15 protein-coding genes are annotated in these 15833 nt (G+C 71.4%); 6 read left to right on the top strand and 9 right to left on the bottom strand.

Annotated features, from left to right (window positions below; all coding sequences use genetic code 11):
- The first annotated feature begins 77 nt into the window (after positions 1-77).
- Positions 78-854, top strand: a complete 777-nt coding sequence (locus tag K3769_RS35820; RefSeq protein ID WP_267030382.1) for an SDR family NAD(P)-dependent oxidoreductase — start codon at positions 78-80, stop codon at positions 852-854.
- Between the two features lie 67 nt (positions 855-921).
- Positions 922-1761, top strand: a complete 840-nt coding sequence (locus K3769_RS35825) for a pentapeptide repeat-containing protein (RefSeq protein ID WP_267030383.1) — start codon at positions 922-924, stop codon at positions 1759-1761.
- Here K3769_RS35825 and K3769_RS35830 read toward each other — a convergent pair.
- A complete protein-coding gene (locus K3769_RS35830; RefSeq protein ID WP_267030384.1) occupies positions 1729-3255 on the bottom strand; it encodes a cytochrome P450 in 1527 nt (508 codons plus the stop codon). The genes K3769_RS35825 and K3769_RS35830 overlap by 33 nt on opposite strands.
- A gap of 148 nt (positions 3256-3403) precedes the next feature.
- Here K3769_RS35830 and K3769_RS35835 point away from each other — a divergent pair, with 148 nt between their 5' ends.
- Entirely contained in the window at positions 3404-4012 is a 609-nt protein-coding gene (locus K3769_RS35835) for a TetR/AcrR family transcriptional regulator (protein WP_267030385.1), read from the top strand.
- Positions 4013-4110: 98 nt separating this feature from the next.
- Positions 4111-4836 (top strand): DUF2470 domain-containing protein, encoded by a 726-nt coding sequence (locus K3769_RS35840; RefSeq protein ID WP_267030386.1) that lies wholly within the window; start codon positions 4111-4113, stop codon positions 4834-4836.
- 54 nt (positions 4837-4890) lie between these two features.
- Here K3769_RS35840 and K3769_RS35845 read toward each other — a convergent pair whose 3' ends face one another.
- The 4 genes from K3769_RS35845 to K3769_RS35860 all read right to left on the bottom strand — a co-directional run bounded on the left by K3769_RS35845 (position 4891) and on the right by K3769_RS35860 (position 8450).
- Complete coding sequence (locus K3769_RS35845; RefSeq protein ID WP_267030387.1) at positions 4891-5970, bottom strand: hypothetical protein; 1080 nt, start codon at positions 5968-5970, stop codon at positions 4891-4893.
- Between the two features lie 87 nt (positions 5971-6057).
- Positions 6058-7314 carry an FUSC family protein gene (locus K3769_RS35850; protein ID WP_267030388.1) on the bottom strand — a complete coding sequence of 419 codons (1257 nt, stop codon included), beginning with the start codon at positions 7312-7314 and terminating at the stop codon, positions 6058-6060.
- Between the two features lie 114 nt (positions 7315-7428).
- Entirely contained in the window at positions 7429-7923 is a 495-nt protein-coding gene (locus K3769_RS35855; RefSeq protein ID WP_267030389.1) for an FBP domain-containing protein, read from the bottom strand.
- Between the two features lie 140 nt (positions 7924-8063).
- On the bottom strand, positions 8064-8450 hold the full coding sequence (locus tag K3769_RS35860; RefSeq protein WP_267030390.1) for a hypothetical protein: 387 nt from the start codon (positions 8448-8450) through the stop codon (positions 8064-8066).
- Between the two features lie 150 nt (positions 8451-8600).
- On the opposite strand from K3769_RS35860, the gene K3769_RS35865 reads away from it, so the two are divergent.
- On the top strand, positions 8601-9590 hold the full coding sequence (locus K3769_RS35865) for a phosphotransferase family protein (RefSeq protein WP_267030391.1): 990 nt from the start codon (positions 8601-8603) through the stop codon (positions 9588-9590).
- Between the two features lie 15 nt (positions 9591-9605).
- On the opposite strand, the gene K3769_RS35870 is transcribed toward K3769_RS35865, so the two are convergent.
- From K3769_RS35870 to K3769_RS35885, 4 genes are read right to left on the bottom strand one after another with little or no spacing between them, the layout of a single operon-like run.
- Positions 9606-10964 carry a GH1 family beta-glucosidase gene (locus K3769_RS35870; RefSeq protein WP_267030392.1) on the bottom strand — a complete coding sequence of 453 codons (1359 nt, stop codon included), beginning with the start codon at positions 10962-10964 and terminating at the stop codon, positions 9606-9608.
- Between the two features lie 59 nt (positions 10965-11023).
- A complete protein-coding gene (locus tag K3769_RS35875) occupies positions 11024-11863 on the bottom strand; it encodes a carbohydrate ABC transporter permease (RefSeq protein WP_267031687.1) in 840 nt (279 codons plus the stop codon).
- Between the two features lie 28 nt (positions 11864-11891).
- Positions 11892-12881, bottom strand: a complete 990-nt coding sequence (locus K3769_RS35880; RefSeq protein WP_267030393.1) for a carbohydrate ABC transporter permease — start codon at positions 12879-12881, stop codon at positions 11892-11894.
- A 7-nt stretch (positions 12882-12888) separates the two neighbouring features.
- A complete protein-coding gene (locus tag K3769_RS35885) occupies positions 12889-14205 on the bottom strand; it encodes an ABC transporter substrate-binding protein (protein ID WP_267030394.1) in 1317 nt (438 codons plus the stop codon).
- 168 nt (positions 14206-14373) lie between these two features.
- Between K3769_RS35885 and K3769_RS35890 the strand changes: the two genes are divergently transcribed.
- Positions 14374-15807: an ROK family transcriptional regulator gene (locus K3769_RS35890; protein ID WP_267030395.1), complete on the top strand. Its 1434-nt coding sequence runs from the start codon at positions 14374-14376 to the stop codon at positions 15805-15807.
- The last annotated feature ends 26 nt before the right edge of the window (positions 15808-15833 follow it).

Consider the following 15833-nt stretch of genomic DNA (forward strand, 5'->3'; position numbering starts at 1 on the left):
TCCCGCGAGCGGCGCGGGGAACCGTGCGCGCGGCCCCGTACGGCCCGCGGCCCACATCCCGTCCCTAGTCTGATCCCATGACGAGATTCGACGATCACGCGGTCCTGGTCACCGGCGCGGGCCAGGGCATCGGCGAGGCGACGGCACACCGCTTCGCCGAGGAGGGCGCGTCCGTACTGGTCACGGACCGCGACAAGGCACGCGCCGAGCGGGTCGCCGCCGCGATCCGTGACAGCGGCGGTACGGCCGTGTCGTACGCGTGCGACGTGGCCGATCCCGCCGCCGTCGACGGGGCGGTCGGCACGGCGGTGGACTCCTTCGGCCGCCTGGACGTGCTGGTCAACAACGCCTACGCGTGCCACCCCGACCCCGGCTCCTTCGAGGAGCAGGAGGACGGCCCCTGGTACGAGGACTTCGAGATCACCCTGCACGGCGCGTACCGCTGTATCCGCGCGGCCCTGCCGCATCTGGTGGCCGCGGGCGGACGGGGGGCGATCGTCAGCATCGGTTCGGTCAACGCCGAGCGGCACTTCGGCTCGCACGCCTACAGCGCGGCGAAGGCCGCACTGGCCTCGCTGACCCGTACCGTCGCCGTCGAATCGGCACCGCGGGGTGTCCGGGTGAATCTCGTCGAGCCCGGCACCATCCGCACCCACGCCTGGGACGGCCGGGCGGAGGTCCTCGAACGTGCCGCAGGCCACTACCCGTTGGGGCGTGTCGGCGAGCCCGCCGACATCGCGTCCGCCGTCGCCTTCCTGGCCTCGGCGGACGCGTCCTGGATCACCGGCGTGACGCTGCCGGTCGACGGTGGCCTGCTGGTGAGCAACCTGGGGATGCTCCGCGACATGTCCTGAGAGCCAGTGCCGTCTCCTGAGGCCGTGCGGTGATCATCACCGGCGTGCGCTGCGTACGCTGGGGGACATGCGAGACGAACCCGGCGGCGCGGCCCCCGCCCGCACCGACCTGACAGCCGACTGCGCCCAGTGCTTCGGGCTGTGCTGTGTCGCGCTGCCCTTCGCCGCCTCGGCGGACTTCGCGATCGACAAGGCCGCCGGAAGTCCCTGCCGGAATCTGCAGGCGGACTTCGGCTGCGGCATCCACACCCAGTTGCGGCAGCGGGGCTTCAACGGCTGCACGGTCTACGACTGCTTCGGCGCGGGCCAGAAGGTCTCGCAGCTCACCTTCGGCGGCGAGGACTGGCGCTCGGGGGACCGCGAGCACTCCCGGCTGATGTTCGACGTGTTCCACGCGATGCGGCAACTGCAGGAACTGCTCTGGTATCTCACCCAGGCGCTGGAGCTGCCCGCCGCCCGCCCGGTCCACCCCGAACTGCGCCGCGCGCTCGACCGCACCGAGGCGCTCACCCGCCTGGAGCGGAAGGAACTGGCCGGGCTGGACGTGACGGAGGTCCGCCAGGACGTCAACGCCCTGCTGCTGCGCACCAGCGAGCTGGCCCGCGCCGGTCTCGGCCGGGGCAGGAAGAAGGAGCGCCGGGGCGCCGACCTGATGGGGGCCCGGCTCAGGGGCGCCGATCTGCGGGGCGCCAACCTCCGCGGCGCGTACCTGATTGCCGCCGACCTCACGGGCGCCGATCTGCGTTCGGCGGATCTGATCGGCGCCGACCTGCGCGACGCGGACCTCACGGACGCCGACCTGACCGACGCCCTCTTCCTCACCCAGCCGCAGCTCAACGCAGCCAAGGGCGGCGCGGGCACCCGGCTTCCGGCGTCATTCACCCGCCCCGGTCACTGGACACCGTGACGCCGACGGGACTTCCCGGGCCCCGGGAATCTCCGGCCCGGCGGCCGATGCGGCGGGGGAGCGGCGGTCGAGCCGCAGCGTCAGCCCCTCCGGCATCAGCGTGAGCCGCTCCGCCACCCGCAGCCGGTAGGCGGGGTCCGGCAGCAGCTCGTACCGGCGCAGGAGCAGACCCAGGACGAGAGTCGCCTCGTGCAGCGCGAACTGCCGCCCGATGCACGCCCGCGCGCCGGTGCCGAACGGCTTGAAGGTGTGGGCGGGCCGGGCCCGTACGGCGGCCGGGGCGAAGCGGTCGGGGTCGAACCGCTCCGCGTCCGGGCCCCACGCGTCGGGGTCGCGGTGCAGCAGCGGCATCAGGACCAGCGCCCACGCGCCCCGGCGCATCGGATGGACACCGCCCAGGACCGTGTCCGCACGGGCCTCGCGCGCGAACGCGGGCGCCGTCGGCCACAGCCGCAGCGACTCGTCGAGTACGCGCCGCACGTACCGGAGCCTGGCGACCTGGTCGTAGGCCGGTTCCGGGGTGTCTCCCCAGACGCGGTCCACCTCGGCGCGGGCACGGGCGGCGATGTCCGGGTGCTGGGCCAGGTGGTGCAGGGCGAAGGAGAGCGCGCCCGAGGTCGTCTCGTGGCCGGCGATCAGGAAGGTGATGACCTGGCGGCGGACGTTCTCGGGGGTGAGCCGCTCGCCGGTCTCATGGTGGGCGGTCCCCAGCATCCGGTCGAGGAGGTCGCCGTCGCCGGCCGGACCGTGCAGCCGCCTCTCCACGACGGCGTCGACCGTGCGGTTGAGGTACGCCACGTCGGTGCGGTTGCGGCGGGTGGCCGTGCGCATCAGCACCGGCGCCACCGGGGCGGGGACGACATTGAGGCGCTGCGCGTACGACAGCGCGCCGACCATGGCCGTGACGAAGGGGTGCGGCCGGGTGCGCTCGAAGGAGCCGAAGTCATGGCCGAAGCCGGTGCGGGCGATCGTCTCCAGCGTCAGCTTCGTCATGTCGCCGGGCACGTCGACGGCCCGTCCCGCGGCCTGTTCGGTGTCCCAGCGGTCGGTGAGCCGGGCGGCCACCCTGAGCATCATCGCGTGGTAGCCCTCCATGGCCTCGCGGCTGAAGCCGGGCGCCAGCACGTCGTGCGCCAGCTGCCAGTTGGGCTCGTGGTTGTACGCCGTGAACAGGCCGTCCCCGGCGACGGGGCGGAGGTTGGCGACCCCCAGGCCGACGTGCTTGGCGAACCGTGACTCGTCCGCCAGCTCGCCCGTGAGCCCCGCGCCCCAGACGAAGACGATCTCCTTGCCGAACCCCTTGCGCCGGAAGATCGGTCCGAGCTCCCATCCGACGCGCAGCGAATCCTGCAACGGCGTACGGAGGTTGGTCCCGACGGCGTCGCCGATCAGCGGCACCCGGTAGGGCGGGTGCGGGATGCGGTGCAGCTCGGGCCAGCCCAGCTCCGCGCTGCGGAACCCCTTCGGCAGAGCCGTTTCCCTGGTGCCCGCCATCGCGCCCTCTCCTTCGTACCGACCGCCGGTTGCGCCTGTTGTACGCGGATTCAATAGTGTCGGCCAGTCTGGTCCCGCTGTTGAACCGACGTCAAGTAAGTCGACGGGCGTACCTCGGGCAGGTCGGCCGGCCGAGTAAAGTGCGGGCATGGCCGCCAAGGAGGGGGAGCGCACGCGTCGTCGGCTCAGCACCGAGGAGCGCCGGGAGGAACTGCTCACGGTCGGGGCACGCCTGTTCTCGGAGAGTCCGTACGACGACGTCTGGATCGAGCAGGTCGCCGAACTCGCCGGGGTGTCACGGGGGTTGCTCTACCACTACTTCCCGACCAAGCGGGACTTCTTCGCGGCCGTCGTGGAGCGGGAGAGCAGGCGCATGCTGCGGGTCACCGCCGCCGTGCCCGGGGTGCCCCTGCGTACGCAGATCGACGCCGGGCTCGACACCTTCCTGGAGTACGTCCAGAAGCACGCGCACGGCTTCCGCGCCTTCCACCGCGCGGAGGCGGCGGGGGACCAGGCCGTCCGGAAGGTGTACCGGGAGACCCTGGCAGCCCAGCAGCGTCAGATCCTGGAGGCGTTGGCGGCCGACCCGGAGACCGCCTGGACCGAGGAGGACCTGCCGGTCCTGCGGATCGCCGTGCGGGGCTGGCTGGCCTTCATGGCCGCCGCCTGCCTGGAGTGGCTCAAGGAGCCGGATCTCTCCCGGGAGCAGGTGCGCGACGTCTGCGCGCGGGCCCTGCTCGGAGCCGTCCGACCCTGAACCCGCCGTCATCGAGGTGCCGGGAACGGCGCCGCGTGGTTGGCGTACACCCCGATCTTCGATAGGTTAGGCAAGGCTTACCTAAGGGAGGGTTTGGGATGGGTGACCGTCACAGCTGGACGGCCGCACCGGCCACGGCACAACGTGCCCGCTCGGTGCTCGCCGCGGCATGGTCCTGCGCGGTGACCGCGGAAGGCGGCCGGGAGGAGTTCATCGGCGTACACACCGTCGCGCGGGACGGCCGGGTACTGCTGCACCTGCCCGACGACAGCGTGCTCACCACGGCCGCGATCTGCGCGCCCCGCGGAGAGCCGTCCGCCGTGCTGGAGTTCGCCGACGTGGCGCCCGTCCCGGTACGCAGCCGGATCCGCTCGCGCCTGTGGATGGCGGGCTGGTTCGCGCCCGAGGACGACCACCTGACGTTCCGTCCGACCCGCGCCGTGCTGCGCGAGCCCGGCGGGGCGGTCGTCGTCGACCTCGACGAGTACGCCGCCGCCGAGCCCGACCCGCTGGCCCTCGCGGAGGCGCAGCTGCTCACCCACCTCGCCGACTCGCACCCGGACGCCGTCGAGCGGCTGACCCGGCTCGTCGAACCGGACTGTCTGCACGGTGCCGTCCGGGTGCAGCCGCTCGCCGTCGACCGGCACGGGCTGACGCTGCGCGTCGAGCGCGTCCGCGGCCACGGCGACGTACGACTGCCCTTCCACCGTCCCGCGGACGACGTCGGGCAGCTCACCGAGCGCATGCACGTCCTGCTCACGCAGGCGAGCGGCGCGAACTGCCCCCGTGCGCTGCAGCGGCAGCGCACGGAGAGCGAGGGGTGACGGACAGGCGCCCACGGCCGACCGGGGCCGGACTCACCGGTCGCGGGGCCGGGATCACCAGTCCCCGTCGCCGACCGGCTTGCCCGGCGCGTCGCCCAGCGGCTTGGTCTGACCCGGCGACGGCGGCTGCCACGGAGTGTGGTCGTCGCCGAGCCAGTCACCGACCGGCTTGACCGCGCCGAGTTCGTCCGTGGGATCGAGATCCGTGGCGTCCTGGTCGTAGTAGTCGAACCAGGGCAACCCGGCCCGGGTGTAGGCCGCGCGGTCGACGGGCGACGGCGGCGGAGCCTCACCCGTGATGCGCCGCCACTCCGGCGGCGTCACCAGATGGACGAAGACCCGCCCGGACGCGGTGGTCGACCAGTCCGACAGCGGGCGGTCGTCCTGGTACACCTCCTGGCGCATCGAACCGCCCACGCCGAGCCCCATCGCCCCCGAGGCGCGGGGCGGAGCCGCTGGCACCGGACCGCCCGGCTGCGGCGGCATGCCCCCGGGTGCGGCCATCGCGGCGGGCGCGGCCATCGGAGCCGGGCCGCCGTAGCCGCCCGGCGCCCGCTGGGCCTGCCTGCGTGCCGTCTCCTCCGCCAGCCTGCGCTGCTCCTCACGCCACGCGTGCAGCGCGGACCCGGTCAGCGGGAACGACTGGAGCTGTACGCCGCCCCAGACCTCCTCGCCGGTCACCTGGCCCTCGACCGTGGCGCCCAGCCCGAGCGGCACCGCCACGAACTGACGGACCGTGCCTTTCCCGGAGTTGATGCCGTCGAGCCACGGCTGGCGGGGCAGTACGACGTAGTTCTGCGGATCCCGGGCCGGCCGGGGGCTCCACGGCTTGCCGGACACCGCACACACCTTGCCCGCGCCCACCTGGAGGGCCGCCGGTTCCGTCGTACCGCCGAAGCTCAGCCACATCGCCTCGCGCAGGTAGACCGGCAGCATCACTCCGCCGCGGGCCAGCCACTCGGCGGGGACCGTGTCCGGGTAGTCCTCCACGCGGCGCAGCGGGAACTCGCCGAGCCCGGGGGGCAGCGCGTGCGTGCCCGACTCGGGCAGGCGCAGGGTGCGGATGAACCGGACCCGCACACCGCCCGCCAGCAGCAGTGAGTTCCCGTCGATCCGGACGGTGCCGTCGGCCATCCGCGCTCCTTCTGTCGTCATTCGTCGTCACGTGTCGTCATGTGCCGCCGCGTGGGCGGATCACCCTGTCGCGGCGGCGTCGCCACGTCACGTAGTACGACCCGCGGGGGCCCTGCGGTTCCGTCGTGAGCGGCGCAGTCCGCGCAGGCGGCGGTTGAGGCGGTCCAGCCGGGGCATGCGCTCGCGCTGTTCGTGCGTGCAGCGGTCCAGTTCCTCCAGCAGGCGGCGGGAGCGGTGTTCCATGTCGAGTTCGTCGAGGATGCGGGTGACCTCGGTGACCACGGCGCCGTACAGCTGCCACTGGTGCGCGTCCCGCTGCACCTCCTCCAGGAGGAGCTGGGCCAGTTTGTCGCGGGTGGCCGTCGCGGCGGTGAGTTCGTGGGCGAGCCGGGCCTCCGCCGACTCGGCGCTGCGGCTGACGTCGGTGGTGACCAGCACGGCGAAGCTGACCACGGCGTCACCGACCTCGGACAGCAGTTGCTCGAAGACCGCCCCGATGTGCGCCTCGAAAGACGGCTCGGGCGTGCGTTCCTTGGCGAGGTCGGTGAGGGTACGGGTGAGCACCCGCAGCACCACCGTGCAGATCTCCAGCGTGTCGAGGCCGGTGCGCAGGACGACCCGGTGCAACAGGCCCTCCCGGACGCGCGGATTGAGCCGCAGGCTGTCCTCGGCCTGTTTGAGGGCCGCGTCCACGTCGACGATGTCGTGGTCGAGCTGCCGTGCCTCGTGCAGGCTCTCGGCCGCGACGGCCACCTGCGGCCGGCCGGCCGCCTCCTCGCCGACGCGCAGCATCAGCCGTCGCATCCGGCGGGCCAGATCCTCGATGGACTCACCGGCGGCGCCGACCCACACCGGGGGAGCGAACAGCAGATTGCAGCCGAGGCCGACCGCGGCACCGATCACCGTCTCCAGGATCCGGGCCCAGGCCGTGTCGCCGATCCGGGTGACGCCGAGGACGAGCATGGCGCTGATCGCCACCTCGGGGACGAACTCGCTGACCCGCACCAGGTGCCCGACGGCCAGCGCGGCCAGGATGAGCAGGCCGAGGCTCCACCAGGTCAGCCCCACCAGGGCGCTGAAACCGATGGCGACGAGGACGCCGGCCACCACGGCGTTCACCCGGCGGATGCCGGTGGTGAGAGTGGCGTAGAGCGTGACCTGGACGACGAGGAGGGCGGTCAGGGGAGCGGTGAGCGGCGCGGCCTCGGGGCTGAAGCGCAGAGCGACCACGTAGGCCACGGTCGCGGCCGCCGCCGCCCGGACCGTCTGGACGATCACGGGCTGCTGCCGCCACTTCGTCACCTGGGCGCTGCCGGCGGCCCACACTTCACGTACATCTCGCATCCTTGGCCACTTCCCGTTCGACGGCCGCGTCGAACGCGAACGGAGGGGGTTGCTCCGCCGAGGCCGCCTACCGTCCGGTCGGTCAGCAGTGCGCCGGGGTGGATCCGGCGGGGATCAGGAGTGGAGGCGGTCCAGGAAGGCCGCCACCTGGCCGTTCATACGAGCGACCTGCTCCTCCACGGTGAGGCTCTCCTCGAAGCGCGCCCCGGGTCCCGGCAGCTTCTTGCCGCGTACGTAGAGGGAGCAGGCGAGGTCGGCGCAGATGTAGACGCCGACGGAGTTGCCCTCGCGGCCGGCCGGGCCGACCTTGCGCGCCGTCATCAGCGAGACGCCGTTTCCCGGGTGGGTGGTCAGGCAGAGCGAACACATGCTGCGGTGCGTGAAGCCGCGCTGCTGGGAGGGGAAGCGCAGGGTCACGCCGACGGGGCCGCCCGACCGCTCGGTCACCAGATAGCTGCGGTCGAGTGCCCCGGGGTCGCGCCAGCCCAGGAAGTCCAGCTGGTCCCACGGCCGGTCCGCCAGATCGTGCGGTACGAACAGGCGCTTGGCCTCTCCTTTGGAGCAGTTGACGAACGAACTGCGGATGTCCTGCTCCGTAAGCGGCTTCATGGGGGGTCTCCTGGCGGATCGGGGCGGTGCGGCCTGGTGGGGCGCGAAGGCTGAACCTAGGATCACTAGGTTATGACCTATGATACGTAGCCGATCCGGGGAGGGCCAATGTGTTTTTGTGGGGTGCCTCGGGACAGGGCCTAGACGTCGTCGTCCAGGTCCGGGTCGGAGCCGGCGTCCGGGTCCGTGTTGGACAGGCGCAGGGCGAGGGCGCGCAGCAGATCGGTGCTCTTGATCTCGGTGCGCTGTGTGTCGTGGACGTCGGCGAGTTCCGAGAACAGGAAGGCGAAGGCGCCGACCAGGGAGATGGCGGCGGGCATCAGGGCGTCGACGACCGCCTGGCCGGCCTCGGCGGGGGTGGCGTCGCCGGGGACCTCCACGGAGGGGAAGACCTCCGTCACGAGCCTGCCGAGCTGGGCCTCGCCGGCGTCGATGTCGACCTCGGTGTCCTCGTTGAGCCTGCGCACCATTTCCTGGGTCTCGGTCAGGACGCCGATCGCTCGGAGGATGATCTCGCTCTGTTCCATGCGGGGAGCTTATGCGGTGCGGCTGTTGGGGGGTCGCGCCGTTCCCCGCGCCCCCAAAAAGACTGCGCCGTTCCCCGCGCCCCAGAAAGCTGAAAGACCGCGCCGTTCCCCGCGCCCCTGACAAGCTGGCCTGGGGAGAGGGGAAGCGGTATGTCGGGGGAGCAGGCTGGGCTCGTTCTGGAGGCCGTCGGGGTTTCGGCGAGCCGTCTCGAACGGTGTCGGGTGCTCAGTGGTGGCACGTACAACACCGTCGAGGAGCTGCTGCTCACCGACGGCAGCCGGTACGTGCTGAAGACCCCGCCCCCGCCGGACGTCCCCGGCCTGAGCCACGAGCGTGGACTCCTCGTCTCCGAGGCGGAGTTCTACCGTGCGGCGGCCACCGTCGGCGTGCCCGCGCCGCGCGTGGTGGGCGTCTCCTTCGACATGTCCGCTCCCACGGGCCGCCATCTGCTGATGACCGCCTGCCCGGGCGACCTGTGGGACGACCGTTTCACGGCAGACGAACAGGCCTCTCTGCGTGCGGAGTTGGGAAAGCTGGTGGCCCGGCTGCATGCGGTGACCGGTCCCGGGTTCGGGTATCCGTCCGGTGCGCTCGGACCGCTGTCCGCCGACTGGCGCACCGCCTTCACCGCCATGTACGCGGCCGTCCTGGACGACGCCCGCCGGTACGGGGCCTGGCTGCCCCGCCCGCTGGACGAGGTGGCCCGGACGGCCGCGTCCGCGTACGGCGCCCTTGACGACGTAACCGTGCCACGGCTGGTCCACTTCGACCTGTGGCGGGGGAACATCCTGGTCGAACGCCCAGCCGGTAGCGGCGAGCCCCGGATCGGCGGGCTGATCGACGGCGAGCGCATGTTCTGGGGCGACCCGCTGGCGGACTTCGTGTCCCTGGCCCTGCTCGACGACATCGAGAAGGACAGGGATTTTCTGGCGGGCTATCGGACGGTCCGTCAGGAGGAAGACGTACAGGCCGAGTTCACCGACTCGGCCCGCCGCCGTCTCGCCCTCTACCGCTCCTACCTCTACCTGATCATGCTCACCGAGACGGTCCCCCGAGGCATGGGGGACGAGCACGGCACCTGGCTCCGGGACACGGTGGCCCCGGAACTCGGCACGGCCGTCGACGAGTTGACCCGGTAGGCCTGGACCTGGGCGTCAGGCGGCCTTGCGCTGCCCGCCCCCGTGCTCGCGGACGATCTCGGCGTACCGGCGCCCGCTCCCCTTCACCGTGCGCCGCTGCGTCCGGTAGTCCACGTGGACCAGCCCGAACCGCTTGTCGTAGCCGTACGCCCACTCGAAGTTGTCCAGCAGCGACCAGGCGAAGTAACCCGCCAGCGGGGCCCCCTTGCGGGCCGCGGAGGCGCAGGCCGCCAGGTGCTGTTCGAGGTACAGGGTGCGCTCGGGATCGTCGACCGTGCCGTCCGGGCGTACGACGTCCGGGTAGGCGGAGCCGTTCTCGGTGACGTACAGCTTCCGGGCGCCGTACTCGTCCGTGAGGCGCAGCAGCAGGCTTTCGATGCCGGCCGCGTCGATCTCCCAGTCCATGGCCGTGCGCGGCACGTCGTGACGGCGTACGGCGGCGGCGTACGGGACCGGGCCCGTCGGGTCGTCCGCGATGACGGACGGGAAGTAGTAGTTGAGCCCCAGCCAGTCCAGCGGCTGGGCCATCGTCGCCAAGTCCCCCTCTCGTTCCGGGAGTTCGACTCCGTACACCTCGCGCATGTCCGCCGGGAAGCCGCGGCCGTGGACCGGGTCGAGCCACCAGCGGTTGGTGTGCCCGTCCATGCGCCGGGCCGCCGCCACGTCCTCGGGGCGCTCGGTGGCGGCCTCGACGTAGGACAGGTTGTTGACGATGCCGACCTGGGCGCCGGGGGCCGCGGCGCGGATCGCCTGGGTGGCGAGGCCGTGGCCGAGGAGCAGGTGGTAGGAGGCCCGGACCGCCGCGGTGAGGTCCGTCAGGCCCGGGGCCATCCGGCCCTCCAGATGGCCGATCCACGCCGAGCACAGCGGCTCGTTGAGAGTCGTCCAGTGCTGGACGCGGTCGCCGAGGCGCTCGGCCACCACCGACGCGTACGACGCCAGATGGTGCGCCGTGTCGCGCTCGGTCCAGCCGCCCCGGTCCTGGAGCACCTGCGGAAGGTCCCAGTGGTACAGGGTGACCGACGGCGTGATGCCGGCCTCCAGCAGACCGTCGATCAGCGCGTCGTAGAAGTCGAGCCCCTTCGCGTTCGCCGGTCCGTCACCGCCCGGCACCACCCGCGGCCAGGCGATCGACAGCCGGTACGCGTTGGTGCCCAGCTCCTTCATCAGGGCGATGTCCTCGCGCCACCGGTGGTAGTGGTCGCAGGCGACATCCCCGTGGTCGTCGCCGTCCACCTTCCCCGGTGTGTGCGAGAAGGTGTCCCAGATGGAGGGCGAACGGCCGTCCTCGGCCACGGCACCTTCGATCTGGTACGCCGAGGTGGCCGTGCCCCACACGAAGTCCTGGGGGAGTGCGGCGAGATCGATGGTCACAGAAGTCCTCTCGGAAGGCGCTCGGAACGGGGGGAGCCGAGTGGCGGGCGGGTCGGTGGTCACTTGACGGCCCCGGCGGTGAGTCCGGCGACCAGATAGCGCTGCAGCAGCAGGAACCCGGCGACCACCGGCACGCTCACCACGAGTGAGGCGGCCATGACCTGGTTCCAGTACACGTCGTTCTGGGTGGCGTAGCCCTGGAGGCCGACGGCGAGCGTGCGGGTGGTGTCGTTGGTCATCACCGACGCGAACAGCACCTCGCCCCACGCCGTCATGAACGCGTACACCGCGACGGCGACGATCCCGGGCACGGCGGCGGGCACGACGACCCTGAAGAGCGCGCCGAGCGGCCCGTTGCCGTCCACCATCGCCGCCTCGTCCAGGTCGCGCGGCACCGACTCGAAGTACCCGATCAGCATCCAGATCGAGAACGGCAGCGAGAACGTCAGATAGGTGAGGATCAATCCGAGCCGCGAGCCGAAGAGCGCGATGCCCGTGGCGTTGCCGATGTTCACGTAGATCAGGAACAGCGGGAGCAGGAACAGGATCCCGGGGAACATCTGCGTCGACAGCACGGTCACGGTGAACAGGCGCTTGCCGCGGAAGCGGTAGCGGCTCACCCCGTACGCGGCGAAGATCGCGATCGCCACCGAGAGGACCGTCGCCGCGCCCGCCACGATCAGCGAGTTGACGAAGTACTTCGCCAGCGGGACCGTCGACCAGATGTCGATGTACGGGCGGATCGTCAGCCCGCTGGGCAGCCAGCGGAACTCGCCCGACACGTCCTGGAGCGGCTTCAGCGAGCTGGACAGCATCACGTACACCGGCAGCAGGACGAACCCGGTGAGCAGCGTGAGGAAGATCCGGCGCGACCAGACGAACGACCGCGGCGCGGCCATCGGTGAGCGCCGCGCGGTCCGGTACGTCCTAGACATCGGCGGCCCTCCGTCCGCGCGAGGTCAGGACGAGGTAGACGCCCGTCACGACCAGCAGGAACAGCAGAAGCAGCACGGACATCGCGGATCCCGTCCCGAAGTTCCACGTCACGAACGACGACTGGTAGATGTGGATCGAGATCAGATCGGCGGCCTCCGGGGCCGCCTTGCCGAACAGCACGTACGGCGTGTTGAAGTCGTTGAACGTCCACAGGAAGAGCACGAGGACCAGCACCTGGTTGACCGGGCGCAGCGACGGCAGCGTGATGCGGCGCAGCTGCTGGAGCATCCCGGCCCCGTCGATCGAGGCCGCCTCGTACAGCTCCTTGGGAATGTTCTGCAGGCCCGCCATCACGATCAGGAAGGCGAACGGCCAGCCCTTCCACACCGACACGACGAGCAGCGCGACGAAGCTGTTGTCGCCGATCAGCCAGAAGGACGGGCTGTCGGTGAGGCCCAGCTGGTCGTGCAGCACGTGGTTCACCAGGCCGTTGTCCCGCTGGAACATGAAGGCCCAGGTGATGACGGCCGCGTACACCGGAAGCGCGTACGGGACGAGGAAGACGGCCCGCAGGAAGCCCCGGCCGCGGAAGTTCTCCTGCATGTACACCGCGGCCGTCGTGCCGAGCAGCCAGCACAGGCCGACGGAGAGCACGGTGAACGCGCAGGTGACGAAGAACGAGTGGAGCAGCGCCTTGCCGATGGGCGCGTCGAAGTCCACGGACAGGCTGTAGTTGTCGAAGCCCGCCCAGGGCGCGGAGCCCCAGTCGCGGATGTAGAACTGTGTGAGCTCCTTGAAGCTCATGACGATGCCGATCACCATCGGCACCAGATGGACGAGGAGTTCGAGCAGCAGGGCGGGCAGCAGGAGCAGATACGGCAGGGCGATCCGGCGTACCCGCCCGGTGCGGCGGCGCGGGGCGGGCCCCGTCGCACCGGGCGGTGCTTCCTTACCGACCGCGGGCTCGGCGGTCACGGTCATCGAGCGCTCACTTCTTCGGCATCTGCTGCTGGGCCTCGTCGAGCTTCTCCTTGACCGAGGCCGTGGTCACCGGCCGGCCGGCCGCCGCGTCCGCGAAGAGCTCCTTGACCGCCGTGCCGACCGCGGTCTCGAACTGCGACTCGTTCGCGACCTGCGGCAGCGGGGCGGCGCTCGTGGCGAGCGTGTCCCGGATGACCTTCAGGGCGGGCGTGTTGAACGCGGGGTCCTGCTGGGCCGCCTTGACCGGCGGGATGGACCCGTAGGTCTTGTTGAGGATCGTCTGCTCGTCCACGCTCGTCATGAAGTTCACGAACTTCAGGGCGCCGTCGATGTTGTCGGTGTTCTTGAAGACGGCCATGTTGATGCCCGCCACCATCGAGTTGACGTCCTTGCCGGCGCCCGGGGTGCCGGACTGGACCGGTACCGGAGCGACGCCCCACTCGTCGTCGCTCATGCCGTGGGCCTTGAGCGTGGCAGCCGCCGTCTGCCACAGCACCATCGCCGTCTTGTCCTTGGCGAAGTCCTGGAGGGACTGGTTCTGCGCGTACTCGGCGTTGCCGGGCGCGACGACCTTGTCCTTGCCCATCAGGTCGACGTACTGCTTGACCGCCGCCACGGCCCCGTCGGAGGTGAAGTCGGGCTTGCCGTCGGCGTCGAAGAAGTCGGCGCCGTGCTGCTTGGCGAGGACGAAGACGTGATGGATGTTCTCCGAGAGGTTCGCGCCCTCGGCGCCCAGCGCCCACTTGTCGTCCTTGGAGATCTTCTTCCCGTCGGCGACCAGGTCGTCCCAGGTGGCGGGCGGTCCGGAGATCCCCGCGTCCTCGAACATCTTCTTGTTGTAGTAGAGCGCGTACGCCATCGAGTACAGCGGGACCGCCGCCGGGTCGGAGCCGGTCTCGCCGGCCGAGCCGAGCGCCGACTCGACGAAGCGGTCCTTGCCGCCGATCTTCCCGAAGTTCTTGGCGTCCCAGGGCAGCAGGGCGCCCGTCGCCTGGAGGGAGGCGGACCAGGTGTTGCCGATGTTGAGGACGTCCGGGCCCTGGCCCGACGTCGCCGCGGCGAGGATGCGGTTGAGGAGGTCCGACCAGGGGATGACCTCCAGCTTCACCTTGATGCCGGTCTGCTTCTCGAACTTCTTCAGCTCGGGAGTGAGGGTCTTCTTGTCGGCCTCGATGCTCGGGCCCTGGTTGGAGGCCCAGTAGGTGAGCGTCTTCGGCGAGTCGTTGGACCCGCCGTCCGTCGACGAGCCACCGCCGCACGCGGTCACGGCGGCCAGCAAGGAGACGGTGACCGCGCTCGCGGCCGCGGCTCGGGTTCTGCGCATGACGTCGGACGTCCCTTCCGGAGGGAAAACGGAGGATCGTCGTGTGTTCACTTCCCGAACGACCCTCACGGCTTAATTTAGGACGTGAGTTAAGACCCGGAAGAAAGTCGCGTCAAGGGATCGCGCAACGGTATCTTGCAGGTCGGGGGTACGGCGGGAAGGAACCACATGGCGGGGCGGAACGGACGTACGGTACGTGACCTGCGACGAGGCAATCGCACGGCCGTGTTGCGGAGGCTCTACTTCGACGGACCGATGAGCCGGTTCGAACTAGGGCCCGCCACCGGGCTCAGCTCCGGCTCCATCAGCAACGTCGTCGCCGATCTCGTCGCCGACGGGCTGGTGGAGGAGGCGGGCAGCGTCGACTCCGACGGCGGCCGACCCCGCACCCTGCTGCGGGTCGCGCCCGCCAGCGGCCACATGATCGGCGTGGACGTCGGCGAGACCCGTGTCCGTGTCGAGCTCTTCGACCTCTCACTGACCGAACTCGCCCGCACCGAAAGGCCGTTGGAGCACCAGAGGTACGACGTCGACGTCATCGTGGGCCACATCCGCGACGGCGTCGCCGAGGTGCTGGCCAGCGCCGGAATCGCTGCCGAGCGACTGCTGGGCGTCGGCATCGGCGTACCCGGCATCGTGGAACGCACCGCGGCCGACGGCGCCGTCGTGCACGGCCAGACCATCGGCTGGCCCGCCGTCCCGCTGGAGTCCCTGCTCCGTACCGCCTGCGGGCTGCCGGACTCCGTCCCGTACTTCACCGACAACGGCGCCAAGACCCTCGGCCAGGCCGAGATGTGGTTCGGCGCGGGACGCGGCGCGCGCAACGCGGTCGTGGTCCTCTTCGGCTCCGGTGTCGGCGCCAGCCTGGTCTCGGACGACGTGGAACTGGGCCGGGCCGTGGAATGGGGACACCTGACGGTACGGGTCAGGGGGCGCCGCTGCCGCTGCGGCGCGCTCGGCTGTCTGGAGGCGTACGCCGGGGCCGAGGCCCTCCTGCAACGCTGGGAGGAAGCCGGCGGACGCCCCCCGAAGGGCGTCGACGAGGAAACGGCCCTCACGGCCATGCTGGCGGCGGCCTATCCGGCCGCGGGGGGCGGCGGGGAGCGCGCGGCGGCCGGGAGCGCGGCTGCCGGGAATGTCGAGGCCGGCAGCGAGGCGGTCGACAGCGCGGCGACCGGACATGCGGGGGCGGGCGGCGCGGTGGCCGGTGATGCCGGCGTTGCCGCTAGGGCGGCCGACCCGGTGGCGTTGGCCGTGTTGGAGGAGACGGCCGAATACCTCGGTGCGGGGCTCTCCGACCTGATCAACCTCTTCCAGCCCGAGCGCATCCTCATCGGCGGCTGGGCCGGACTCCAGCTGGGCTCCCGCTTCCTGCCCGCCGTCCGCGCCCACGCCGTCTCGTACGCCCTGCGCCACCCGGCCGAACGCGTCACCATCGAACTCGGCGCCCTCGGACCGGACGCGGTCACGGTCGGCGCGGCGATCCTTCCGCTGGCCGACTTCTTCGCCCGCGGCGGACGGCGACCGGGCGCGGGACCGGGGTCGGGGGACACCCCGCCACCGGCCTGGCGCGCGGCCCTGGAGGAACGCGCCCCGCGCTGACGCCCGGCGCTCCCGTGTTTGCCGGG

The organism is Streptomyces ortus, from assembly GCF_026341275.1.
GTDB lineage: Bacteria > Actinomycetota > Actinomycetes > Streptomycetales > Streptomycetaceae > Streptomyces > Streptomyces ortus.

Excerpts from the sequence above, each read along its gene's own strand:
- K3769_RS35875 (WP_267031687.1), bottom strand. The coding sequence starts at position 11,863 with ATGGCCGCGCCGCGGTCGTTCGTCTGGTCGCGCCGGATCTTCCTCACG.
- K3769_RS35835 (WP_267030385.1), top strand. The coding sequence starts at position 3,404 with ATGGCCGCCAAGGAGGGGGAGCGCACGCGTCGTCGGCTCAGCACCGAG.
- K3769_RS35885 (WP_267030394.1), bottom strand. The coding sequence starts at position 14,205 with ATGCGCAGAACCCGAGCCGCGGCCGCGAGCGCGGTCACCGTCTCCTTG.
- K3769_RS35865 (WP_267030391.1), top strand. The coding sequence starts at position 8,601 with ATGTCGGGGGAGCAGGCTGGGCTCGTTCTGGAGGCCGTCGGGGTTTCG.
- K3769_RS35825 (WP_267030383.1), top strand. The coding sequence starts at position 922 with ATGCGAGACGAACCCGGCGGCGCGGCCCCCGCCCGCACCGACCTGACA.
- K3769_RS35860 (WP_267030390.1), bottom strand. The coding sequence starts at position 8,450 with ATGGAACAGAGCGAGATCATCCTCCGAGCGATCGGCGTCCTGACCGAG.
- K3769_RS35840 (WP_267030386.1), top strand. The coding sequence starts at position 4,111 with ATGGGTGACCGTCACAGCTGGACGGCCGCACCGGCCACGGCACAACGT.
- K3769_RS35855 (WP_267030389.1), bottom strand. The coding sequence starts at position 7,923 with ATGAAGCCGCTTACGGAGCAGGACATCCGCAGTTCGTTCGTCAACTGC.
- K3769_RS35880 (WP_267030393.1), bottom strand. The coding sequence starts at position 12,881 with ATGACCGTGACCGCCGAGCCCGCGGTCGGTAAGGAAGCACCGCCCGGT.
- K3769_RS35820 (WP_267030382.1), top strand. The coding sequence starts at position 78 with ATGACGAGATTCGACGATCACGCGGTCCTGGTCACCGGCGCGGGCCAG.
- K3769_RS35845 (WP_267030387.1), bottom strand. The coding sequence starts at position 5,970 with ATGGCCGACGGCACCGTCCGGATCGACGGGAACTCACTGCTGCTGGCG.
- K3769_RS35830 (WP_267030384.1), bottom strand. The coding sequence starts at position 3,255 with ATGGCGGGCACCAGGGAAACGGCTCTGCCGAAGGGGTTCCGCAGCGCG.
- K3769_RS35850 (WP_267030388.1), bottom strand. The coding sequence starts at position 7,314 with ATGCGAGATGTACGTGAAGTGTGGGCCGCCGGCAGCGCCCAGGTGACG.
- K3769_RS35890 (WP_267030395.1), top strand. The coding sequence starts at position 14,374 with ATGGCGGGGCGGAACGGACGTACGGTACGTGACCTGCGACGAGGCAAT.